Here is a 22965-nt window from a genome sequence, read left to right as displayed (position 1 = left end):
GCGGTTTCGTCTCGCGCTCTTCAGCTGGGTTGGTCTTCGCCTTATGCGGCGGCCGCTTCGTTCGCGCCGCCGGGGCAGTCGTTGCAGACGCCGTACCGCTTGGGGATCTGGTAATCGCGTTCGTTGTTGCAGGCCGGGCATGTCCGGCGGGCCCGCAGCGCCGTGTGGATCGAGGCCCACATCGCCTCCGTCATCTGCCTTCGCGGTAAGGCCAGCTCCACGCGGTAGAGGTACGCGAACTTGTCGCCGCTACGGGTCCGCCAGCCGAGCTGGCCGCCGACCGGCTGGCCTCCCGGCCTCAGTCCGCGGGCCTTGAGCTGCCGCATCGTGGCCCACTCCTGCGGGGGCGGCCCCATCCGCCAAGGCCAGGTCGGGATCCCGAACCGCTTGCCTTCCGGATCGAGGTACCGGCGGTTGACCCGTGGCATCAGGCGCTCCGCTGGTCACTGACCAGACGCGGCCCCCGGGCTGCCTTGGCCTTGGAGATCCGGTCGTAGCACCAAGTCTTGCTCGGCACGCCGAGCTTGGCCGCGGCCTTAACGCCGTGGACGTCCTTGCGGCGGCGTACGGTCTCCTCTTCGACGCCCTTACGGCTGGGAATTCGGCCGGCCTGGATCTCGGTGAGAACCCACGCCTCGATGGCCGCGTTCTCGTCCGTGCTGGCCGCCTTCGCGGTCTCCGCGGCGGCCTTCTTCGCGCCCGGCGAGAGCTTCCGCACGGCGTTCGTCGCGCGGGCCTTACGCGTACGCGGGCGGGAGGTATCGCGCGTCCGCGCGGGCGCGGTTTCAGACGTGTGTGCGGATGGGGGGACGGACGTGTTGATCTGCGGAGATACCGTCCGCAACTGGTGCGTTCCAGGACGGATTACAAGTCCTGTGGAGGAGCCTTCGAAGACCCGTGTGGGGAGGGTTACGGCCCCCTCTGCGGAACCGTCCACGGACCTCCCAGGGTCATTCTCGGGTGCCTTCGCGGACAGCGTTTCGGACAGCTTCTGACGCTCCAGGCGGACTGCCGTCAGCTCCTCCAGGACGACCGACCGGCGGCCCTCCGCGTCCACCAGGTTGCCGAGCATGTCGGCCGACAGCAGCCGCAGCAGTTCGTCCGACAGCATCTCCGAGACGGCGCCCTCGTACACCCCATACGCGACCAGCCAGGCGTCCTCCTCGGACAGGCGCTCGTACCCGGCAATCGCGCGCAGCCGTACGGCCGTTTCCCAGACTTTGGGCAGCTCCTTCTTGCGGACCTTGCGGGTCTTCTTCGCGTCCTTGCGGGCTTGGCGGGCGTCCTCCATCTCGTCTCGGTAGGCACGGTGCCGGCCGAGCTGAACCAGCTGCCACACGATGATCGGGATGATGGACGACGCGGCCAGGACCGAACCGAGGGCAACACCCCAGGTCTTGCCGCCGATGTCCGCGCCGTGCCAGTAGTTCACACTCGCGGCGAGCGACGCGAAGCAGTACACGGCGATCCGGTACGGCCACGGCGAACGCTTCTGCTTCATGGCCTTGGCCTCGCCGGCCGTCGCCGCCCAGGCAGAGCACTCCAGCATCACGGGCAGCAGCGTGACCAGCAGCCAGCCGAGCCAGCCCATCGATACGACCAAGCCGGTGTCCTTCAGCGACGATGCCTGGGAGATGAGCGCCGGCGCGATGCTGCACGCCATCACCGCGAGCGCGGCCGCCAGGTCTAGCTGCTCCGCGAGCCACTTCGGTGCCGCATTGACCTGGGCCACAAAGCGCTCGCGCCGCTCCTTGCGCCGCCGGGCCTTCTCGCGCCGACGCTCCTTGTCGGCCTGCACCTTCGCAGCGAGAGCAGCCTGCTTCTTCGCGAGCTCGGCGTCCGCCTTGCCCTTGCGCTCCTTGCGGATGCGCTCGGCCTCGCGGTCCTTCGCCTCCTGCTCGGCCGCCTGGCGCGCCTGCTCCTGCTCGAAGGCCTGCTGCTTCTCTTCGCGGGAGAGCCGGGCCCGCAGCTCTTCGTCCTCTCGGGCCTGGCGGGCCCGGGCCTCCTGATCTTCCCGCTTGGCGGTGCGGAAGTCGGTGATGCTCATCGGGTACCTCCAGCGGGGGCCGCCGCGTGCGGGGCGTAGTGGTACAGGGCGGCGACCAGGGCGATGACGGCACCGACTGCGAGACGCTGGCCGGAGTCGGCCATCAGGCCAAGCAGCCAGGCGCCGCCGGCAACGGCGAGGGGGATCTGCGCCCAGTTGAGGTCGGACAGTGCACGGGTCAGGCCGGCGCGGATCTCGATCACGGCGCTGAAGCCGCGCGCGTCCAGGTAAGCCAGGCCGGCGACCGGGAGCGCGAGAAGGATGCGCTGCCACCAGCTCGCCTGCAGACCCAGCGCCCAGGCGACGCCGAAGAGGATCAGACCCGTGATGGACCAGGTGGTGACCACGGCCTGAAGCCACACCAGGGAGGCCTTCGTCGCCTCGGTGGTCGGGGTGTCGGTGGCGGTCGTGGCGCTCATGCGGCCCGCACCTCCGCCACCAACTCGCGGACGGCTGCCGCAGAGGCGGCGCCCCTGCCGACCCGAGCCTTTCCGATGAAGACCCGCAGCTCCAGCTCGGTGTGGAGCTCGTCCGCCCGGGCGATGTTGTCGTACGCCTCGAAGTCGGCCTCGGACCAGTCGGCCGGGTCACCGTGCGCGTGCCGGAAGAGCAGCGCCGGCGCATCAACCAGCTCGCCGAGGACCACCCGGTGCAGCTCCGCCACCCGGGCCGCCTTCGCCTTCTCGCCGGCCTTCGTCACCTCGCCCTCGTCGATGCCCAGCATCACGTCGGCCAGGAACTCCAGCCGCTCCGCCCTCAGATTCACCGACTCGTCCGGCGCGCCGAGCCACAGCTCGGTCTTCACACCGGTCAGCAGCTCGAGCTCGAAGAGGGCCTCGCCCCGGGCCAGTTCGCCGGACTGGGAGGCGGGTCGTTGACCTGCAATCATGGTGCTCACGGGTCGTTCTCCGTTTCAGTCGGACGGCTCGTGCGCGGCTCTTCGGGTCTCTGCCAAGACCACCCGAAGGGCCGCTTTTTGCAGTTCAGACGGCATTTGGACATGCCGAATAGGCGCTTCCTTGGTCCGGGAGGACCGCGGAGCAACTGACTCGACGTTATTCGCAACGCAGTTGCGAGTCAACACTCATATTCACAATGAAGCAGCGCATCCACTGTTTTGTGGTGGGTATTCGCAATCCGACTGATGCTGTGAGATGGTGACCGCGCTGACAACACGAGGAGGAGGAACGGCATGCCGTACGGCCTGGTAGTTCGCTTCACCGCACGGGACGCGGCTGCGGCCGCAGCGTTTGACCGGCTCGCTGCCGAGACCCTGGAAGAGATCAAGGCGGACGAGCCCGGAACGCTGGTGTACGTCAACCACATGCCGGTCGGCGAATCGGCGACCCGCGTCTTCTACGAGCTCTACGAAGACCGCGACGCCTTCCTCCGACACGAGGAACAGCCGCACGTGAAGCGGTTCCTGGCCGAGCGTGAGCAGTACCTGACCAACACCGAGGTGACGTTCCTCGACGAGATGGCCGGCAAGCGGCCTACATCTTCACAGGAGAGGTAGTGACGGACGATCAGCAGCGGGCCTTCGGTCGGCGCGTCAAGGAGTTCCGCAAAGCGGCAGGCCTTGACCAGCAGGACCTAGCTGCGCGCCTCGGCAAGTCCGCGAGCTGGGTGTCACAGGTGGAGCGCGGGCTAATTCCCGTGCGGAAGCTGGACATACTGCGCGACCTTGCTAATCAGCTCGGTGTGGCTCTCCACAAGCTCGAGCCGTCCCTGCCGACGTCAGAGCCGCAGGAGCCACCGGAGCCGACCTCGATCAACGATCTGGATGGGGCGCGGCTGCTGATCTCCGGTCACCCCGCCTTGGACGTCCTGCTCCCGAGTGGGGCGCAGAGCGACGAGCAACCCGTTTCCGTGGCGAACCTCGCCCGCCGCGTCGACACCGCTTGGGACCTGGCCCATCGCTCTGAATTCGCCCAACTCACGACAGAACTACAGACATTGGTACCGGCCCTCGAGCGTGCTGTCAGGACCTCCGACGGCGGTGATCGCGTGGCGACCCTGCGCCTCCTGGCCCGCACCTACCAGGCGCTGTCAGCATCGTTCGTCCGTCAGGATGAGGCCGATGCCGCGTGGATCGCCGCAGACAGGGCAATCGGAGCAGCCGAAGCCTCCGGCCAGCCGCTTGAGGTGTGCGCGGGAATCTTCCGCCTCGCGCATGCCTTCGTCCGGCTCAAGCACCTCGACCAGGCAGAGCACGCCGCGCTGTCTGCGCTACAGACGCTCCGCAATCACCTGGCCGACCGGTCGCCGAGCCCGGAGGAAGGTTCCATCCTCGGGTCTCTGCACCTAGTGCTGGCGCTGGTTCACTCCCGAGCTGGCAGGCGTACCGATGCGAAGGCCGACATCGAGGCCGCCAGGAGGGTTGCCCAGGCGATGGGCGCCGATCGCAACGACTTCGACCTCGAGTTCGGCCCAACCAACGTGGAGATCCAGGCGGTCGCCACCAACGTCGAGCTGGGCGACGCCGGCGAAGCCATCGACATCGGGGAAGCACTCGACACCAGCGCCCTGTCGCCCGAGCGGCAGGCCCGGCTGCTGATGGACCTCGGTCGGGCCTATGTCCAACGCCGACAGACGGGCGAGGCACAGGACTGCCTCCTTCGTGCCGAGGAGCTCGCGCCGGAGATGCTGCGTTCGCATACGGCAGCCCGAGCCGCAATCCGGGAGCTCGTCCTGATCAGTGGCGAATCGGCGTCTGCGGAGTTGCTCGAGCTCGCCGAGCGAGCCGACGCCGACGACTAGCCACGCTCACAGTCGGCGCGTCACCGGACAACTGCCTTTCACGCGAAGAGGAGAATGCCCGCCATACACAGCACCAGACCGCCGTAAAGAGTGACGGCCGCCCCTGCGCGAACAGGTACGGCCGTCGAGCGACTCCCCGCCGGCAAGCACCGGAGTCGTGGTCAGCGCGGTGACCGCGCTGGGTGCCTGGACCACCAGGGCCCGTCGGTCACCGACATCAGAATAGACAAGGATCGCTAGCGAAGCCCAGTACGGGTCCGTCTCATGGTCCGCGTCCCGTGATCAGCTGATCCCGGCTCCCTAGAAAACTAGGGACCATAAGTGCCAGACCAGCACACCCCCGCCGCTCATGCGGCGGTACCCGTGAGAGTGCCCCTGGGCAAGCCCCTGATGGGCTTGCCCGCTCACGGCTTGCCCCCCACACAGTCACGCGGGCAAGCCTCTCACCTGCTCTTTCCGTGTTCTGGGCAAGCCTTCGGGCAAGCCCTGGCGAGCAGTGTTCACGGCACAACATCCACTAGGAGGTGTGCCGTGCTCGACTGCGGACCGACGCAGACGTCGCATCACGCAGAGATCAGCTGCCGCCGGGCGAGCCCCAGGCGGCGGAGTCTTCCCATGCCCATCGCGGCGGTGGGGAGGTGCGCATGACCCGGCCCAGCGTTCCCCGCCCGACCAACGCGCGTGCGGTCGATGAGAACGGTGTCGTCGTTCGCGGTGCCGAGCCTGCGCCCGCGACCACAGTCATGCGGGGCATGGTCTACGGCTCCGGGCTGACTCACGCCCTGGACTACGTCGTGCTGCTGCACACTCTCTTCCGTCTGGAGGAGAACCAGTCCTTCACCCCGAAGGACATCTGGCGCGACCTGCAGGCCGAGGGCGTGCGCTCGGCGAAGAACGCCAACGAGCTGGTGGGGCGGGACGCGGTGTACGAGTCGTTCAACCGCCTGATCGAGGCCAAGTTCGTCCGTCGCGTCACGGTGGGGGGCGCGCCGGGGCGGTTCGGGAAAGTGCACTACGAGCTGTACCGGCAGCCGGCGTATAACCCTGACTTCGCTCCGCCGAAGGAGCCGTGGGAGCCCCAGGAGGACCCGAACTTCCCCCGCGTCTCGGAGCCGCTTCCCGGAACGCCGGATGCGGACAAGGCGGACGGCAAAACCGCAGGTCACACCGCTTCCCGGAACGCCGGAACCGGGAACGCCGTATCCGGCGTTCCGGGAAGCGGTCGGAGGTGCATTCCTGCAGGTCGGACCGCGTCCGGCGTTCCGGGAAGCGGTGATGCTCTCCCCCCCACACCCCCCCAGGGGGGAGGAGGAACCTCCTCCTCCAAGAAGCACGCGCCTGCGGCGCAGGGCGGGCAGGAGGACGTCGTCCGGCTCGCGACCGACGAGCAGGTGCAGGCTGCGACCGAGTTCCTGATGGAGCTGAAGCGGCCGTGGGCTGTCGGTCGGAAGCAGGCCAAGGACCTGGGAACCGAGCTCGCCGAAGCGCTGCTCGAGACCGGTTGGGAGCTGGACCACTCGCTAGCCCTGTGGCTCTGCCGGACCGAGGACGGCAAGAAGGCACCTGACAACCACAAGGCCGTGCTGCGTCACCGAGTCGAGCAGCTCGAGCGCCGGTCCAGCATCCTTCCGGCCGCCGGTGCCTCCGGCACCGGGGCGACGATCCCGTCCGCACGCCCGGCCATCCCGGATTGGTGTGGCGAGTGCAACCGGGGCGAGCGCCCACGGACGCTGATGGAACGGCTGATCGATGTGGGTGACGACGACCAGCAGCGCTGCCCGAAATGCCATCCCGCAGTCGCCGGACGAGCACAGCCATCCGAGGAGAACACCTGAAAACGCCGCGACGGCCGGTAGTCCCGTGGAAAGGCCCGGCCGTCGCATAGACACCCGAAGGAGTCTCACCTTGAGTATCCCTCAGACCTTCCGGCCTGAGCCCCTTCCGCCGGCCGACGACACGGACGGCTACGCAGAGGAAGCGTTCGAGCCAGCCCGCGAGGACAGTCGAGCGCGGGCCGACTTCGAGCGTGTTCCGCCGCAGGACATCGGCGCGGAGCAGTGCGTTCTGGGCGCCATGCAGCTGTCCAAGGACGCCATTGCCGACGTCACGGAGGTGCTCCGGAGCAGCCGCGATTTCTATCGCCCGGCCCACGCGTTGATCTACGACGCCATCCTGGACATGTACGGCCGGGGCGAGCCGGTCGACCCGATCACCCTTGCGGCCGAGCTGCAGAAAGCTGGCAGCATGGACCGCATCGGTGGGGCTTCCTACCTGCACACCCTGGTCCAGTTGGTCCCGACGGCTGCGAACGCCGTGTACTACGCAGGGATTGTCCGTGAGTGTGCGGTGTTTCGCGGCCTGACTGAGGCCGGCACGAGAATCACGCAGTGGGGATACGCCTGCGAGGGCGACCCTGCGGAGACCGCCGACCGGGCCCAGGCCGAACTGTTCGCGGTCGTCGAGGAGGGCACCGAGGGAGATCCACTGTCCCTCGCGGATACCGCGCTGGATGGGCTTGCCGCTCTCGAAGAGCGCGCGACGCAGGGTGCCGGCCTGCGGGGCTTGGGTACCGGTTTCGTGGACCTGGACAGCGTGACGTCCGGGCTGATGCCCGGGCAGATGGTGATCGTCGCTGCCCGCCCGAGCCTCGGTAAGAGCACGTTCGCCCTCGACATCGCACGGCACGTCTCGATCAAGGAAAAGATCCCGTCGGCGTTCTTCTCGCTGGAGATGTCGCGCCAGGAGCTCACCGACCGCACCTTCTCCGCCGAGGCTGGCATCGCGTTCCACCACGTGAAGTCGGGCGAGATGACTGACGAGGACTGGGACCGGCTGGCCCGGCGAATGCCGGACATCCAGAGTGCGCCGCTGTTCATCGACGACACCGAGGACATGACAGTGATGGAGATCCGGGCCAAGGCCCGCAGGCTCAGGCAGCGCCACGGAATCAAGCTGGTGATCATCGACTACGTGCAGCTGCTGCGCCATGGTGGACGGCAGGCCGAAAGTCGCCAGCAGGAGGTCACCGAGATCTCGCGCAACATCAAGCTCATGGCTAAGGAGCTGGGGGTGCCCGTCATTGCGCTCTGCCAGCTCAACCGCGGTCCCGAGCAGCGCACTGACAAGAAGCCCCAGGTTTCAGACCTGCGTGAAAGTGGGTCGCTGGAGCAGGACGCCGACATCGTCATCCTCATCCACCGGGAGGATGCATACGAGGCCGATTCGCCGCGCGCAGGCGAGACTGACCTGATTCTGGCGAAGCACCGCGGGGGCCCCAAGTGCACGATCACAGTTGCGGCGCAGCTCCACATGTCTCGGTTCAAGGACATGGCGCAGGTCTAGGGGGATGACGTACATGGACAACAAGGCGTACGCCGAGGGCCTGGCCAAGCTCCGCGAGGTGCGGGACGAGATCAGGCCGCTTGAGCGCCAGCTCGCGAAGATCCAGGGCGAGCTCACCAAGCTGGCCACCCGGCGCGACCAGAAGATCGTGGAGCTAGGAGAGTTCGAGAAGGCCAAGGCCGACCGCATCGCGACATCCGCCGGCGTTTCGGTGATCGACGTCGTCGCTCTAGCGCCCTCTCTCGGCCCCCAGGGGACCGCCAGAGCCCCCGTGGAGGCTGCCTCGGCCGATTCCACCATCGTGGATCGCACAGGGCCGCAGGCGGCCGCACAGGCGATCAAGGAACCGGCTGGCGCTCCGGCGCCCGCCCTGCGTCCCGCAGCCCAGCCCACCGCAGCCGACGATGAGCAGCAGACAGACACCAGCGAGGACCAGGAGCTGCCGGCCGCCGCTGGAGCCGCGGCGACGGCCGCCCCCTCCCCCACTACGGCGTTGACGTCCGCGACGCCGACGGTGGCACCGGGCGGGGAGCAGGAGCGGACGCTGCCGTCGATTCCCGAGGGCGCTGCCGGTGACCGCTGGATTTACGCCGAGCCGAACCTGACTTCGAAGAGGCCCAACTTCAAGCAGGCCACGCGGCAGATGGCGTTCCTGGACACAGCGACCGGTGTGCTCGTGTGGCAGGCTGGCGCGGTCACCCTGGATCTGGGGCGCGCGAGCGTCGCGGAGATCCTCACGGCCGTGTACGCGACGGTTCCGGCGGATGTGGAGCGCATCTACATCACGGCCGGCGACCCTTGGCACCAGAACGCTGGCCGTCACCAGTTCCTCAAGGACGCCGTGGCCGAGTGGCTGAACGGGCCGCTGCCGGAGGGCTGGCAGGTGGAGTCCTCGCGCGGCAAGGACCGGCAGGCCGGGCACCTGGTCCACCCCCGCAACCCGGTGGGCCGCTGGCAGCGCGGCAAGGACCAGCACACCGAGATCCGCAGCGTGGGCGAGTGGTTCGACCCGGCTGGCGCCGACCCGGCCACCGCCCGCGCCGCCTTCGTCGAACTGTGGAAGGCGCTGCGCCGACACTGGGACGACGTGGTGCTGATGGGCTCGCCGTCGCAGACGGGCCGGGACCTGTGGTCACGGACCATCCCGGCCAAAGCCGGCGCGAAGTGGGCGGACGGATACCCGGTCATGTCGCAGGAGATCCGCGGCCTGCTGCACGCCACCGCCGGGCAGGGCCGCACCGAGCTGATCACGCCTCCGCGTGTGCCGGAGCGGGTGCCCGGCTGGTACGAGGCAGACCGCACCTTCGCCTACGCCAAGCACACGTGGACTTCCGGTGTCGGCGTGCCGCAGCGGGTGACCGCGGCCGCGTTCGCCGCCATGAGCGAGAAGGAGCAGGCCGACGCGCTGTTCTCCCCCAGCCACTGGCAGGTGCGGGTGACGATCCCGAGGGACTGGGACCACGTGGGCCTGCTGCCCGCGCCTGCGCCCGGAGAGCGGGCGTGGCACTACCCGTACGAGGGCGGCCGCACTTTCGTCACCTGGGCGGGCGGCGCCGAGGTCAACCTGGCGCTGCGCAACCCCCTCCAGCCGTGGCGGATCGAGATCCTGGACGGTCTGGTCTGGGAGAAGGGCGACCCGCTCAAGGACTGGTCGAACAAGCTGAAGGACGCGTGGCGTTCGCTGCGCGCCGTGGCCGAGGTCCACGGTGACGAGCGCCAGCGTCAGGCCGCGCGGCTGGCCTCCCGCGCCGTGCGGTCGATCCTGCTGTACGGGATCGGCACGTTCGCGCAGCGGCCGCGTATCACCACCGGATCGCTCGAGCTCGGCGCCGGCGGCGAGGTCCCCGAAATCCCGGACGGCGCCCGGCTGACCGGCCTGACGGACACGCACGTCACCTGGGAGCGCAACGGCGGCTTCGCCCGTGACCCGTACGCGCACCCGGAGTGGGCGGCCGGCGTGTGGTCGGCGGCACGGGCCGCGCTACTGTCCGGCCCGACCGGCACGAAGGACCCGGCCACCGGCAAGCCCGCCCGCGCCGGTGCGCTGCACCTGCCGGCGGGGTCGATCCTCGCGTTCCGCACCGACGCCATTTACAGCTCGGTGCGCCCCGAGTGGCCGTACAGCGGAGAGCCGGGTGACTACCTGCTCAAGGGAGCCATGGCCTGGGAGCAGACCACCCCCACCACCGACGAAGAGTTCTACGTGCTGCAGGCCCTCGGCCGACAGGCCCTGGAAGCGGAGGAGCAGTGAACGCTGAGGTGGCATGGGGCGGGGAGTGGGAGCACCCGTGCGGTGCGACCGGTGAAGCGGTGTGGGACGACGAGGACACCGCCTCTTCCGGGCACGACTGCGACCGCGGCGGAGAAGTCACCTGGAGCGCCGAATGGGAGTGCCACCGCTGCGGCGCCGGCGGTGACGACCAGTTCGACGACGACACCACGACGTACGCCGATCACGAGTGCGCCGAGAACGCAGTCGACGATGGGGTGGCAGCATGACGCCGCGCAAGAGGCGGGCACCAGGCCGCGGCAGCCGTGCCCAGCGCAACGAGGCCGCGCGGCTGACCGACCAGCTGATCGCGGAGGGCTTCAGTAAGAAGCAGGTCGGCGAGATCCTCGGCCGCAACCCGAGCCTGGTCAGCCAGTTCTTCACCAAGAACAAGGGCGCCAGTTTCGTGGAGGCCCTGCGGGCCGTTGTGCAGGAGGTCCAGGCCGGCGGCCCGCGCGATATGGAAAGCCTGAAGGCTCTGGCCGCGGGACATGTGCGGCCGCGCCTGAACCGGGAGGGCTACAAGGCCCGGGTGCGCGGCAAGAATCACGGCCGGGCGGAGAAGGTCGTGAAGGACGAGAAGGGCCGCCCCGTGATCGGCAAGGACGGGAAGCCGGTGAAGGCCTGGAGCTCGTCTCTGGCCAAGGCCGGTAGGCAGCACATCGCCTCCGGCGCTTCCCGGCTGCGGCCGGTGGTGGAAGAGGCGGCCAGGAACCACGGAAAGATCGCTTTTACCGTACGGGCGAAGAAGAGAGCGTTCACGCACGACGCCGGCCGTCTGGCCGACTCCCCCGGCGTGCGACGCAATGTCGTCCAGCGCCCCGACAGCACCGAGGAAAGAGCCTACGGCCAGAACGTGGGCGGTCCCGGCTCCGGAGAACAGGGCTTCGACGCCGTCCAGTTCAAGGCCATGGTCGATGCCGCTGGCGGCGACGTCGCCGCCGCGGTGCGCAACTGGCTCGTCATGACCGGACGCCTCGACCCCGACGCCCCCATCGTCGGCCTGGAGATCCGCGCTTGGAAGACGAACCGCTAGACCGGCGCTGACCGCCGCGGGCGCCTCGCGGCGGCCGCGTTCACGGTGCGGGGTCCGCCGCATCCGCGCCTGGATGCCCAGGGAGTTGAGCACTTGGAGATGGCTTCCGGCAGGCCGTCTCCTGGGGCCATCTCCGTCACCCGAACACTAGAAATGCATTCTCTTGCTATGCATAGTCAAGCTATGCATAATGGAGATATGTGGAGCGGTTCCGCGCAACACCATAGGAGGGCCCGTGGCCATCAGCACCCGGACCGAGAACGACGACCTGGACCCGAACAAGCACGTCGCCCTCCCCGCCGCTGGCGGCACCGAGGTCCTCGGTGTTGTCTTCGACGAGGCCATCCCCTCCCGCGGCCGCTTTGCCGCATGGTCCCCGAAGGCCGGCACCCGCGACGGCGTCGTCGGGTTCTTCGACATCCTGGCGGAGGCCACCGACGCGATCGGCGCGCTGTACGACGCCCCGGCTCAGACCGCCGAGTTGGCAGAGCCGTCCGAGGCCGCCGCCCCGAACTGGCAGACCCTCAAGGGCGTCACCGCCCCCTTCGCCGTGTACGCCAAGCAGTCCGACGGCCGCATCTGGTCTGCCAGCGACCGGCGCACCCCCACCGGCCACCCCGTCACCATCGTCCGACTGGAGACGCGCCACGGCCTTTGCTACGGCCAGACCGCAGACGGCCGCGAGATCAGCTTCTCCTGCGTCGCGACCAAGTGCTCGGTCCTGGCCGACTCGCCCGCCTGACTCAACCCAGCGGGCGGCCCGCCCGGGCGCCCGCCCAAACTGCAGGGAGCACACCCTTCATGACGAGCACCCCGCCCTCCCCCGAAATCGCCTACGCCACAGCGCCGCCACTGCACCTGGAAGCAGACGAGCTGATGCGGCTGCGGCGAGCCCAGGCGATCGGCGATCGCGAGTGGCTGCTGCGGTACGCCGCGCTGTCCGACCGGCAGACCCTGGGCGCCGACCCCGCCGACGGAAAGGCCCAGACGGCCGCCCTGCGGCCCATTCAGAAGCTCATCGACTTCGACACCGAGCATGGCACCACGGCCGGGCCAGTCGCCCCCGATGACGCCCAATGGGCCGACTTCCCCCGCGGATACGTCCGCCAGGAGTACCTGGCCTGGCAAGACGAGCAGGGCGCGGACATCGCGCAGATCCTTCCCCGCCGCCGTTCGGACGGCGAGCTGTACGTGGACGAACGGCCGCTCTGACGGTCTATGCGTTTTTACGCCGTAAAAACGCGCCCCCTGACCGGCACCCCCGCGACCGCCCTCACCATCCAGCACCGCACCCTCACCCCGGCCACCGCTCTCCCCACGGGCCACGCAGTCCGCGAAGCCCTGGGCTGAGCTGGACGGCAGCCGCCCCCAGCTGAAAGCCTCATCCAACGCTCAGAGAGTGAGACACAAAGATGCTGAAGCCCCTGCGTGAGCACCAGGCCGAAGCCCTCGTCGGCGCGATGCGCGAGCTCGAGCTGCCGGCGGGCGCGCCGCTGCCGCCGACGGGCCTGCGCACTCAGGTCATCATGGCCACTGGAAGCGGCAAGACCCTCGTGGCCGTCCACACCTCCGAAGAGCTCACCGCCGACCGCGTCCTGGTCCTGGTCCCCTCCCTGGACCTTCTGGAGCAGACCGCCCGGGCCTGGCGCGAGGGCGGCCGGCCCGGTGCCTTCTTCGGCGTCTCCTCCCTCAAGTCCGACGAGGTCGGCTTCCCCAACACCACCGTCGCTGGCGAGCTGGTGACGCTCACCAGCGGCCCGGGCCGCATCACGGTCTTCGCGACATACGCCTCACTCGGCCTCGGCTTCCTGGAAGCGGCCCACGCCGCGGGCCTCCCCCACTGGAACCTGATCATCGTGGACGAGGCCCACCGCACCAGCGGCCGGGCAGGAAAGCCCTGGGCCGTCATCCACGACAACACCCGCATCCCCGCCGAGCGGCGCCTCTACATGACCGCGACTCCTAGGGTGTGGCAGGCCGGGGAAGTCGACGAGGACGAGCCCGGACGCCGCGGCCCGGGCGAGCTGGTGGCCTCGATGCTGGACGACCCCGACGGCGTCTTCGGCAGGGTGGCGTATTTCCTGTCCCTGGAGGAGGCGATCGAGCGGGGCATTATCGCCCCGTACCAGGTCCTGGTGGTCGACGTGCACGACCCAGCGCTGAACACGGCGCTGCGCACCGCCGGTGACGGCAGTGAAGAGGTCCGCGGCAAGCGTCTCGGCGCGCTGCAGGCTGCGACACTGAAGGTGTCGGCGAAGGAAGAACTGAGGCGCGTGCTCTCCTTCCATCAGCGGGTGGCCGAAGCCGAAGCTTTCGCCTTGGGCCTGCCGGGCAAGGCCGGCGAGCTGTATGCAAAGGACCCCGACCTGTACCCGGCCGAGGACGAGGTGTGGTCCGAGTGGCTGCACGGCGAGCACAAGCCGTCCCACCGGCGGAGAGTCCTGGGGCAGTTCGCCGCCGGGGCGACCGACGCCGGCACCGAGACGGCACTGTCGCTAGTCGCGTCTGTGAAGGTCCTCGGCGAGGGCGTCGACACCCGCGAATGCGACGCCGTCGTCTTCGCCGACGTCCGCGGCTCCATGCCCGACCTGGTCCAGGCCGTCGGCCGCGCGCTGCGCATGCACCCCGGCGAAGGCAAGATCGCCACCCTGGTCGTACCCGCCTTCCTCACTCCCGGCGAGACCCCGGACGCCATGCTCACCTCCCCCGCCTACACCGGACTGGCCAAGCTGCTGACCGCGCTGCGCGCTCACGACGCCCGGATCGAGAAGCTCACCGAGCCCAGCCGCTCCATCGCCCGCGTACCCGAACCGCGCGAGGAAGCTACCGGCCTCGGCGAGGACCTGGACCAGGACGGCGACGATGAGGACACGGCAGCGGTGAGCAGGCCCGCGAAGGAGCTGCTGCGGTTCTCCGCCCCGCGCGACGCGCGCCAGCTGGCCTCCTTCATCGAGCTGCGCGTCCTCAACCCGGAGCGCGTGCACTGGCGGCGCGGCATCCAGGCCGCCCAGCGCTACGCCACAGAGCACCAGGACCTGCGCGTGCCGTACGGCTACCGCACCCCCGCCGACTGGAGCCCGGCCGACTTCCCGCTCGGCGTATGGGTCACCGACTGCCGCCGCAACTACAACGCCGGCCGTCTCGACGCCGAGCGCACCGCGCAACTGGAGAAGCTGGGCATGGTGTGGTCGTCCTTCGACGCCGGCTTCGAAGAGGGCCTGGCCGCGGCCGCCGCCTGGGCCGCCGAGCACGAAGTCGGCCTCGCCGCACCGGTCGACGCCACCCAGGGCGAGTACCCGGTGGGCCGCTGGCTGAAGAACCAGCGGGCCGCCGCCCGCAAGGCCGACGAGCTCGAGCGGCGCCGAGCCGTAGGCGTACCCGAACCGGACGGCGGCGCAGCGCCCCTGTCGGACGAGCGCCGACAGGCGCTGGAGAACATCGACCCCGGCTGGTGCCCGAACTGGGGCATCGACTGGCAGCGCTGCTTCCGCCTCGCCTGGAACCACACCAAGGCCGGCAACCCGCTGCCGGACAAGGCCGGACAGGCCGTCGCGGACGGCGAAGACCTGGGGAAGTGGGCCGCCGCCCAGCGCGCCAGCTTCGCCAAGCTCACCGCGACCCAGCAGTGGATGCTCACCAGCGTGCTGGGCATCACCGCGGCGCCGGCCAAGCGTAGCCGGGCCGAGATGTGGTCCCAGAACCTGGCCGCCGCCCGCCAGTACCGCGAGCGGGAGGGGCACCTGGAAGTGCCGCGCAGCCACACCGAGCAGATCGGCGAGCAGGCCGTGCGGCTCGGCGCGTGGATCAGCCAGCAGCGCGTGAAGGCCTCGAAACTGGCACCCGAGCGCGTCGAAGAACTCACGGCCCTTGGTATGCGGTGGGCACTGTCCTCCAGTTGACCTTGCATCTGGATCTACACAGGTCAGTCGAATCCTGCATGCGGGTGCGGATTGAGAGCCCGTCCGTGACTTGCTGATCAACGTGGGGGCTGTGATTGGGACGGTGGTGGACGGGGCGATACCGCACGGTGCCCGCGCGGTGTGATGAACTGCAGCCGTTCACCGTTGGCCAAGAGGGGGAGACATGACTGCCGACGCTCGGGCCCCGCAAACGCCCGATCCCGCAACTGCCTCACCGCGTCATGCCGAACAGGAGCGCCGGCGAACACGCCGTATCGAGGTGTGGTCGATCGCGTGGGGGCTCCTGGCACTGGTGATCTGGGGTTGGTTCGCCTTCCTGATGCTCGTGGACTACGGCCCCGAGTTCGGGAACGGACCTATGTGTCGAGGCCCGCTGGTCGGCCCGTCGTCCGAGGACGTCCTGTGCCGCGACCCGCTACGCCAGTGGCCCGCGCTGCTGGGCATCCTCGCGTTGGCGTCCATAGCGACCGTCACTGCGGCGGCGACAACGGTGTACGCCAAAGTCCTTTCCCGCCTGGCACGCCGCGACGAGCCCGGCGTGCGGCCGCAGGGCTGAGTCTCCGGCAGAGCGATGGCGCGGCCGTGAAGAGAATCCGAGGGGGACGGACTCTGCGTATTGACCATCCGGAACACCGGTCGTGCAGCCTGATCCTTCGCCTCGCTGGTTACGGCCGACGGACGGTGCAGTCACCAACACGATCGGCATGAAACAGGAGCGTGAGTGCCCGTCCCGCCATACACCCCCGGTTCCCTGGGCGTGTCCGCGAAATGAGGCGGGTAGTCCTCCGAGATGGCGAAGAAGGCAAAGCAGCGGAGGAGACGTTCTCCTCACTCTCCCAGTGTCCGGATCACCAGACAGCGCTTAATGGACGGCTTATCCGGGCCGGACGGGACCCGTGTCCGACTCGCTCGTCCTGAGGAAAGCGCCAGATTCGGTGAGCTTCTGACCCTGGCCACCGAAGAGATAGAGCAGGCACACATCGACGCAGTGGCGGCAGGCCAGTGCGGCACGTGGCTGTTGGACGGGCTGATGCAGGGAGGCGAAGCGCTGACCGATCCCCTCGTACGCGCAGCTGCCAGCGGACAGCTCCAGGACGGAGCTCTGGCCATGTCCCTTCCGATGGTCGCCGAGGAAAGGGATGGCACGCTGACGGGCGCGCTCCTGGGTCTACCGCCCGGCGCGGTGGTGCAGACAGTCCGGGAGGCAGGCTATGAACAGCACTCCCTGCTGGCCATGCTGAAGTACGCCAAGATCAAAGGACTCGCGGTGGCAGAAGAAGCCCGCCGTCGTGGTGTGGGCGGGGCGCTTCTGAAGCGCTGCATCCAGGTGTACTGGCAACTCAACTTCGTGCTGCTGTACGGAGGATTTGAGATCGAGCGGGCACTGGGCCCCTACTACGCGCGCCACGGGTTCACGGTGCTCAACCCAGGTGAGACCACAGACGTGGGTTTCGTCCTGACCGGGCGACCGATCGGCCTGGGCGCCGGCCCGGGTGAACAGCTCTTCTACCGCTGGAGGTGACCGGCGTCCCCAGCCCACCCCGCATGCCAGCTTCTTCACCCGCCGCTCGACATCGCCGATCAGCTTCCGCACCCTGGGCACCGACCACGCCCATACACCCGCTGCAGGCACGCCGCCGAGCAGTACCACGAGCCAGCCCGGGCCGCCCGTCACCCCCGGTGCGCTTCCGCATGCCGGGCATGTCATAACGGGCCTAGACTGGCCTGTCACAGGCGGGATTTGGAGGCGTGGGGGGGGGCATCGTGATCGAGGCGGGGCTGGCGGGAGCGGCGGCGCTGTGGGTGTTCCGGTGGGTGAGCCGGGGCGCGGAGGCATTCGCGGACGGGGTGCTCGGCGGGGCCGTCGACCGGCTGGTGCGGGTGGTGCGGGAGAAGCTGGGCGCGGACCCGGCTCTGGACCGACTCGACAGCGAGGCAGCGTCGGGCGTCGAGGCGCCGACCGAGCGCACCCGGCGCCGGGTCGCCGACGCCCTCCAGGACGCCGCCGAGGACGACCCTGACTTCGCCCGGGCGCTGACGGACGCCCTGCGGGCCGTGACCGTCGCCGACTCCTGCACCGCTGTCGGCGGCGATGTCAACGTCACCGCCTCCGGTGCCGGTTCGGTCGCCGCGCAGGTCATCCACGGCGACGTCACAGTGGGCCAGACCCCCCGCCCTCCGCAGCCGGAGCCGCCCCAGGGCTGAACGGCCACCCGGCAGCACACGAGACCCCCAGCCCAGCACACACGGTCGTCGCTCCCACGGTCAGCGCGTCGACGGTCGGCCGCGACATCTACACGGCACCCGTCACCGTGCACCACCACGCTGCTGGTCCGCCCCCCGGACGGGCACCCGGCGGAAACTCCTACCTGGACCAGGTGCGGGAGCTGTGCCCCCGGCGCCTGCTGGACCGGGAGGCGGAGGTTGCCGAACTGGCCGCCTTCAGCACCGACCCCGACGACGCCGCCCCCGCGTACGCCTGGTGGCGCGCCGGCCCGTGGGCAGGCAAGTCGGCGCTGATGGCGTGGTACGTGCTGCATCCCCCGCCCGGCGCGGAGGTGGTGGCGTTCTTCATCACCGCGCGCTACGCGGGCCAGAACACCCGTGAGGCGTTCCTGGAGACGGTGATCCCCCAGCTCGCGACCCTCGCGGGCGTCGGCCCCGACCTGGCTACCGGCGAACGCCGCCAGCGCGACCAGCTGTTCGCCCTCTACCGCCAGGCTGCCGAGGCTGCCCGGGAGCGCGGCGCGCGTCTGGTGCTGCTGCTGGACGGCATCGACGAGGACGGCGGCATCACGGCGGGCCCGTCGGCGCACAGCATCGCCGCACTGCTGCCCCAGCGCGCGCCCGGCGGACTGCGTGTCCTCGCCGCCGGACGCCCCAACCCGCCCATACCCGACGACGTCGCCCCCGGCCACCCGCTGCGCGATCCCTCGGTCGTCCGCGAGCTGGCCCCGTCCCCGCACGCCAGGGCGATCCGCGCGGACGCCCGCAACTCCCTCCACCACTTGCTGGAGGACACCGGGGGCCTGGGCCACGACGTCCTGGGCCTGATCACGGCGGCGGGCGGCGGCCTCACTCTGGAGGACCTGAGCGAGCTGACCGACGCCCCGCCGTACCAGGTCGGCGCCCGCCTGCGGTCGACGGCGGCCCGCACGTTTCTCACCCAGCGTTCGCGCTACGGTGGTGGGCAGGGTCGCGAGCTGTACATCCTGGGCCACGAGGAACTGCAGCAGGCGTCGGTAGAGAGTTTCGGCCCCCGGCTGCTGGCCGCGTTCCGCGACCGCCTGCACGCCTGGGCCGAGGGCTACGCCGAGCGCGGCTGGCCTGAGTCCACGCCGGAATACCTGCTGCGTGGCTACACCCGGATGCTCGGCACGGAAGGCCACGCAGACCGTCTCACCGTCCTAGCTCTCGACCTCGCACGCCAGGAACGGCTGCTGGACGTCACCGGCGGGGACGCCGTCGCCGAGCGGGACTTGGCGCGGGCCCAGGACCTCCACGGTGACGCGGACCTCGCTGGCGTGGCCCGCCTGGCGCTGCACCGCTACCGCCTCACCTCACGCGACAGCGACCTTGACCCCCGCCTGTCCGCGCTCTGGTACCGCGCGGGACACGTCACCCGGGCGGAGAACTTCGCCTACAACCTGACCAACCCTGCCCGGCGAGCGGCCGCGCTGGGAGCCCTCGCCGAGGCCGCCTGGCGGAACGAGGACCGCAGGCGGGCCGCGACGCTGCTCGCGGAAGCCGAAGTGGCCGCACGGGGCGCCTCCTCCGAAGGCGGTGACCGCCCGATCCCGACTGACGTCGCCGCCGCGGCGATTAGCATGGCGGACTGGGACACCGCCGAACGGCTGCTGCGCGGCAACCCCGCTAGTGAACGGGACGTGGCCCTTCTCGCCAAGCTGGCCCAAGGCATCGCCGAGGCCGGTGAGCAGCAACGCTCCCATACGGTGCTGGAGTGGGCTGCCGAAGCCCTGGAGTCCATGTCCGGGAAGATGGGCATTGGCAAGACGCTGTGTGAGGTGGCGCGGGCCGCCGTCATGCTCGGTGCCGCACAGCGGGGGACGGCGATGCTGGAACGCCGGGAGAGGCACCTGCGTCGTTCGGGTGTGGCCGGACCGTCCCTTGTCTGGGAACTGCCTGCGCTCGCCGAAGCAGCGGCAGTGCTCGGTGATGGTGCCAGGGCTTGTGCTCTCTTCCAGGAGGCGGTGGACTTCGCCCGGTCTGCTGCTGGTGGAGCGAACGCGGTCCGGGAGATGGCACAGCTTGCGGAGACCGCTTGGCGTCTGGGGGATCAGGAGAAGGCATGCCGCCTGCTCGCGGAAGCCGAGTCGGCCGTCGGCATGCTGCCCGTATCCCAAAGGCAAGAACCGATGCCCGCCATCGCCCGCGCTGCTGCGGCGGCAGGCGACTGGCAGCGGGCTGTGGAGGCAGTGCGTTCTCTCGGGGACCACGAGCGCCTCGTCCTAGAGCTGGTCCTCGTGACCGAACTCGCCATCAACGCGGGACAGGGCCATCTGACGGAATACTGGCTACTCGAAGCGGAGGTCCGGTGGGCCGCTGCCGCTGGGTCCACGGCCCCGTCGTATCCCGTGACCGCTATGTCACTGGCCAGGTCGATGGCGCGGGTGGGCAGATGGGAAGCGGCCGAGAGAATCGCCAGGGCGGTGGAGCAGCCACGCGGCCGCGCTACGGCACTGGTCCAACTGGCAGAGGTCGCGGTCGACGGTGATGACGCGGAAAGGACCACCGTGCTGCTGACGGAAGCGGAGGCGACTGTCCGCGCACGTGTCGACCCGGATTTGTCGGTTGGGGCGCTGTCCGTCCTCGCCCGAGTCGCGGCGTCACAGGAGTCAGGGGCGTGCGCGCAGGAGTTGTTCTCCTGGGCGGAACGGGCCGCCCGTGCCGTCGCCCGTCCCCGGGACCGGGTGCTGGCGCAGGCGGAGGTGGCGGAGTCCTTGGTGCGCGCAGGGCACCTGCAGCGAGGTGAGCGGCTGGCGTGGGAACTCCCCCGCCACCACGCAGCCCAGCTTGGGCTCGCACTGGTCGGCAGGGCCGTGGCTGAGGGCGGGCAACTGGCGCGCGGTGCCGTATTGATCGAGGCCGCCGCTCAGCTGGATGATCTCGACGGGATGCCGGATGCGGACAGGAGGGAGAATCGCGCGTTCCTCGCACAGTGCGCCGCTGCGGTCGGAGATGTCGTACGGGCCGACGCGTTTGCCCGCGCGGGGCACTCCGGGGGCCCGCGGGTGGGGCTGCTGGCGATGGCCGAGGCCCATCGTGTGGCCGGAGAGGTCGGCAAGGCGGCGGAGGCGGTGACCGCCGCGAGCCGCCAGCCGCTCGGTGTGTGGGGCCCGTTTGATGCCGCCGGGGTTGTGGGGCGGGTGGCTGTTGCCGTGTATGAGGCGGGTGATCCGGTGCGAGCCGTCTCCCTTGCCCGGCGTACGCCGACCCCTGGTTCGCGTGCCGCCGCATTGGCAGGAGTAGCCGAGGCGGCCTCGGCGGCCGGGCACTTGGCTGAGGCTCGGCGCCTGGCGGCGGACGCCGGGGCGATTCTTGACGCCGCCAGTGCCGCATCCGCTCAGGACGTTGAGGAGGTCGCGCTGGCCACCGCTCGGTGTGGCCTGTGGGAACACGCAGAGAAGCTAGCCCGGGGCATTGGACCACAGCATTTCCGTGCCGAGACCCTGACACACCTGGGCGCCGAGGCACGCCGGATCGGCGATGAGGCACGCGCGGGCGGCCTTCTCGGTGCCGCTGAGCAGGCTGCCCGAGCAATCTCGGACGCCCAGAGCCGGGCAGCCCGGCTGGCGGGTGTCGCCGATGCCCTCGGAGGCGGGACGGAGGCACGTCGACTGGCCGCCGAAGTGCTGCGTGTGCCGTGGGAGGACCAGGTCGACCACGCGTTCGGCGCGGGCGTTCTGCGTCCCCGGATATCACGCTGGCCGGAGGATCTGGAGATGCTGGCGAAGGTCGCGCCCGAGGCCCTGGCGGCACTCGCCGACGAGTTCCTGCGGGTATTCCCGGTGCCCGTCCCGGTGCCGACCTCGACGATCGAGGGGTTCGAAGAGCGCAGGTAGGAACCGGTCAGAGACGTTCTCGCTGGAGAGCTACCAGCCAGCCCAGACCAGCCGAGAACGGGGTACGCTCCTGAGCCGAACGGGCAGTGGCCTCCGCTACGTCCGTCACACGCCACGACAACAGGCACGTTCAACAAATGCCTCTGCCCAGGCCATTTCATCCCGTAACCGTGGCCCTCCATGCAGCAGTGACGCACCCCTCTTCCCAGTGCCACCATTCCTTCGCCTCGCCGTGCTCCAGGAGCTTGCGATCCGCTGCAGGTCCGCCTCGGGCGGGACATCCAAGGCCACCATCCGGTACCGCTCGAGCCCCTCGCCAGTTGTGCCGAGGCTATGGAAGACCTGAGCTGTACTGAGATTTGTGGAGCCCCTGATGCCAGGGTTACGGTCCTGGCGAAGGAGAACCACCAGCACCATGGCAGCGCCCCGTAAATACCCCGACGAGCTCCGCGAGCGCGCGATCCGTGAGGTCCGCGCCACCGGCCGCCCCATCGCGCACGTCGCGAAGGACTTGGGCATCCACAAGGAGGCCCTGCGCGGCTGGGTCCGCCAGGCCGAGGCCGACCGTGGCGAGCGCGACGACCGGCTGACCAGCGCCGAACAGGACGAGCTCAGGCGACTCCGCAAAGAAGTAGCGGAGTTGAGGCGGGCGAACGAGATCCTCAAAGCCGCCTCGGTGTTTTTTGCCCAGGAGATCGACCGTCCCCGGACGAGGCCGAGCAGGTGATAGACCACCTGCGTGACAGAGGTCTCGGGGTCGATCCCGTCTGCCGGGTTCTCGAGCTGTCGCCGTCGACGTACTTCGCCCGCAAGAAGCGGCCGAAGTCGGCCCGCCGGCTCCGCGACGAGACGCTCATGCCGCTGATCGAGCAGGTCCACGCGGAGTCGGGCGGCACCTACGGCGCCCGCCGGATCACCCGCGCCCTTCGGCGCAAGGGCCACGAGGTGGCCCGCTGCACCGTCGAGCGGCTGATGGCCGAGCTCGGCATCGAGGGCGTCATCCGCGGCCGGCGGTGCCGCACCACCATCCCGGAGCCGTCGGCGCCCCGCCCGCCGGACCTGGTCGACCGCGACTTCACCGCGAGCCGGCCCGACCAGCTGTGGGTTGCGGACATGACCTATGTCCGCACCTGGTCCGGCTGGGCATACGTGGCGTTCGTCCTGGACGTGTACTCACGGATGATCGTCGGCTGGCAGGTCGCGAACCACATGCGCACCGAACTCCCGCTGGACGCCCTGGAGATGGCGTTGTGGAGACGCCGGATCAAGAAGGACTCCGGCCTGATCCACCACAGCGACAGGGGTTCGCAGTACGTGTCGATCCGCTACACCGACCGGCTCGCCGACATCGGCGTCTCCGCGTCGGTCGGCTCGGTCGCGGACTCGTACGACAAGCGCGTTTCATCACACTGCACCTCTTCTCCTATCGGGTTCGCTTTGGGGTTGCTGCAGGTCGACGGCGGTCAAGGCGTACGCCTTGCTGGACGCGGGGCGGGTTCGGGCCGGGG

General features: G+C 69.7%; 20 protein-coding genes. 16 read left to right on the top strand and 4 right to left on the bottom strand.

Translation table 11 applies throughout. From position 1 onward, the window contains the following. Positions 1–41 precede the first annotated feature (41 nt). The 4 genes from QCN29_RS32460 to QCN29_RS32445 are packed head-to-tail and all read right to left on the bottom strand — an operon-like array spanning position 42 to position 2945. Positions 42–428: an RRQRL motif-containing zinc-binding protein gene (locus tag QCN29_RS32460; protein ID WP_279932648.1), complete on the bottom strand. Its 387-nt coding sequence runs from the start codon at positions 426–428 to the stop codon at positions 42–44. Next, positions 428–2047 carry a hypothetical protein gene (locus QCN29_RS32455; protein ID WP_279932647.1) on the bottom strand — a complete coding sequence of 540 codons (1620 nt, stop codon included), beginning with the start codon at positions 2045–2047 and terminating at the stop codon, positions 428–430. Before QCN29_RS32455 ends, QCN29_RS32460 begins: the two co-directional genes overlap by 1 nt. Continuing rightward, positions 2044–2466: a hypothetical protein gene (locus QCN29_RS32450; protein WP_279932645.1), complete on the bottom strand. Its 423-nt coding sequence runs from the start codon at positions 2464–2466 to the stop codon at positions 2044–2046. The genes QCN29_RS32455 and QCN29_RS32450 overlap by 4 nt, the downstream gene beginning before the upstream one ends. Then, positions 2463–2945 (bottom strand): hypothetical protein, encoded by a 483-nt coding sequence (locus QCN29_RS32445; protein WP_279932644.1) that lies wholly within the window; start codon positions 2943–2945, stop codon positions 2463–2465. Before QCN29_RS32445 ends, QCN29_RS32450 begins: the two co-directional genes overlap by 4 nt. A 294-nt stretch (positions 2946–3239) precedes the next feature. Between QCN29_RS32445 and QCN29_RS32440 the strand changes: the two genes are divergently transcribed. The 16 genes from QCN29_RS32440 to QCN29_RS32365 all read left to right on the top strand — a co-directional run. After that, on the top strand, positions 3240–3563 hold the full coding sequence (locus QCN29_RS32440) for a putative quinol monooxygenase (protein ID WP_279932643.1): 324 nt from the start codon (positions 3240–3242) through the stop codon (positions 3561–3563). After that, positions 3563–4807: a helix-turn-helix domain-containing protein gene (locus QCN29_RS32435; RefSeq protein ID WP_279932642.1), complete on the top strand. Its 1245-nt coding sequence runs from the start codon at positions 3563–3565 to the stop codon at positions 4805–4807. Before QCN29_RS32440 ends, QCN29_RS32435 begins: the two co-directional genes overlap by 1 nt. A gap of 644 nt (positions 4808–5451) precedes the next feature. Further along, positions 5452–6642 (top strand): hypothetical protein, encoded by a 1191-nt coding sequence (locus QCN29_RS32430; RefSeq protein WP_279932640.1) that lies wholly within the window; start codon positions 5452–5454, stop codon positions 6640–6642. A 76-nt stretch (positions 6643–6718) separates the two neighbouring features. Continuing rightward, the gene (dnaB, locus tag QCN29_RS32425; protein WP_398860430.1) at positions 6719–8149 is read left to right on the top strand and encodes a replicative DNA helicase; all 1431 of its coding nucleotides are present in this window, start codon (positions 6719–6721) and stop codon (positions 8147–8149) included. 13 nt (positions 8150–8162) lie between these two features. After that, positions 8163–10400 carry a Mucin-19 gene (locus QCN29_RS32420; protein ID WP_279932666.1) on the top strand — a complete coding sequence of 746 codons (2238 nt, stop codon included), beginning with the start codon at positions 8163–8165 and terminating at the stop codon, positions 10398–10400. After that, positions 10397–10648 (top strand): hypothetical protein, encoded by a 252-nt coding sequence (locus tag QCN29_RS32415; protein WP_279932637.1) that lies wholly within the window; start codon positions 10397–10399, stop codon positions 10646–10648. Before QCN29_RS32420 ends, QCN29_RS32415 begins: the two co-directional genes overlap by 4 nt. Then, the gene (locus QCN29_RS32410; protein ID WP_279932636.1) at positions 10645–11454 is read left to right on the top strand and encodes a hypothetical protein; all 810 of its coding nucleotides are present in this window, start codon (positions 10645–10647) and stop codon (positions 11452–11454) included. The genes QCN29_RS32415 and QCN29_RS32410 overlap by 4 nt, the downstream gene beginning before the upstream one ends. Before the next feature lie 235 nt (positions 11455–11689). Beyond that, the gene (locus tag QCN29_RS32405; protein ID WP_279932634.1) at positions 11690–12196 is read left to right on the top strand and encodes a hypothetical protein; all 507 of its coding nucleotides are present in this window, start codon (positions 11690–11692) and stop codon (positions 12194–12196) included. Between the two features lie 59 nt (positions 12197–12255). Beyond that, positions 12256–12666, top strand: a complete 411-nt coding sequence (locus QCN29_RS32400) for a hypothetical protein (protein WP_279932633.1) — start codon at positions 12256–12258, stop codon at positions 12664–12666. A gap of 200 nt (positions 12667–12866) precedes the next feature. Then, complete coding sequence (locus QCN29_RS32395) at positions 12867–15353, top strand: DEAD/DEAH box helicase (protein WP_279932631.1); 2487 nt, start codon at positions 12867–12869, stop codon at positions 15351–15353. Between the two features lie 184 nt (positions 15354–15537). After that, entirely contained in the window at positions 15538–15930 is a 393-nt protein-coding gene (locus QCN29_RS32390; protein ID WP_279932630.1) for a hypothetical protein, read from the top strand. A gap of 234 nt (positions 15931–16164) precedes the next feature. Then, positions 16165–16896: a GNAT family N-acetyltransferase gene (locus QCN29_RS32385; protein ID WP_279932629.1), complete on the top strand. Its 732-nt coding sequence runs from the start codon at positions 16165–16167 to the stop codon at positions 16894–16896. A 227-nt stretch (positions 16897–17123) separates the two neighbouring features. Continuing rightward, the gene (locus QCN29_RS32380) at positions 17124–17579 is read left to right on the top strand and encodes a hypothetical protein (RefSeq protein WP_279932628.1); all 456 of its coding nucleotides are present in this window, start codon (positions 17124–17126) and stop codon (positions 17577–17579) included. Positions 17580–17686: 107 nt separating this feature from the next. Continuing rightward, complete coding sequence (locus tag QCN29_RS32375) at positions 17687–21457, top strand: hypothetical protein (RefSeq protein ID WP_279932627.1); 3771 nt, start codon at positions 17687–17689, stop codon at positions 21455–21457. 415 nt (positions 21458–21872) lie between these two features. After that, positions 21873–22184, top strand: a complete 312-nt coding sequence (locus tag QCN29_RS32370) for a transposase (RefSeq protein WP_279932626.1) — start codon at positions 21873–21875, stop codon at positions 22182–22184. After that, positions 22181–22965, top strand: a 785-nt coding sequence (locus tag QCN29_RS32365; protein WP_279932625.1) for an IS3 family transposase, incomplete at its 3' end; no start/stop codon positions are given. The genes QCN29_RS32370 and QCN29_RS32365, both read left to right, overlap by 4 nt.

The organism is Streptomyces chengmaiensis (assembly GCF_029846775.1).
In the GTDB taxonomy this organism is placed as follows: domain Bacteria; phylum Actinomycetota; class Actinomycetes; order Streptomycetales; family Streptomycetaceae; genus Streptomyces; species Streptomyces chengmaiensis.
The sequence above is the reverse complement of the archived record's forward strand: the minus strand, read 5'-3'. Positions and strand labels throughout refer to the sequence as shown.

Bases quoted from the DNA above. Each gene is read 5' to 3' on its own strand.
- QCN29_RS32370 (WP_279932626.1), top strand. From the start codon at position 21,873: ATGGCAGCGCCCCGTAAATACCCCGACGAGCTCCGCGAGCGCGCGATC.
- QCN29_RS32455 (WP_279932647.1), bottom strand. From the start codon at position 2,047: ATGAGCATCACCGACTTCCGCACCGCCAAGCGGGAAGATCAGGAGGCC.
- QCN29_RS32420 (WP_279932666.1), top strand. From the start codon at position 8,163: ATGGACAACAAGGCGTACGCCGAGGGCCTGGCCAAGCTCCGCGAGGTG.
- QCN29_RS32395 (WP_279932631.1), top strand. From the start codon at position 12,867: ATGCTGAAGCCCCTGCGTGAGCACCAGGCCGAAGCCCTCGTCGGCGCG.
- QCN29_RS32460 (WP_279932648.1), bottom strand. From the start codon at position 428: ATGCCACGGGTCAACCGCCGGTACCTCGATCCGGAAGGCAAGCGGTTC.
- QCN29_RS32390 (WP_279932630.1), top strand. From the start codon at position 15,538: ATGACTGCCGACGCTCGGGCCCCGCAAACGCCCGATCCCGCAACTGCC.
- QCN29_RS32400 (WP_279932633.1), top strand. From the start codon at position 12,256: ATGACGAGCACCCCGCCCTCCCCCGAAATCGCCTACGCCACAGCGCCG.
- QCN29_RS32430 (WP_279932640.1), top strand. From the start codon at position 5,452: ATGACCCGGCCCAGCGTTCCCCGCCCGACCAACGCGCGTGCGGTCGAT.
- QCN29_RS32385 (WP_279932629.1), top strand. From the start codon at position 16,165: ATGGCGAAGAAGGCAAAGCAGCGGAGGAGACGTTCTCCTCACTCTCCC.
- QCN29_RS32440 (WP_279932643.1), top strand. From the start codon at position 3,240: ATGCCGTACGGCCTGGTAGTTCGCTTCACCGCACGGGACGCGGCTGCG.
- QCN29_RS32450 (WP_279932645.1), bottom strand. From the start codon at position 2,466: ATGAGCGCCACGACCGCCACCGACACCCCGACCACCGAGGCGACGAAG.
- QCN29_RS32410 (WP_279932636.1), top strand. From the start codon at position 10,645: ATGACGCCGCGCAAGAGGCGGGCACCAGGCCGCGGCAGCCGTGCCCAG.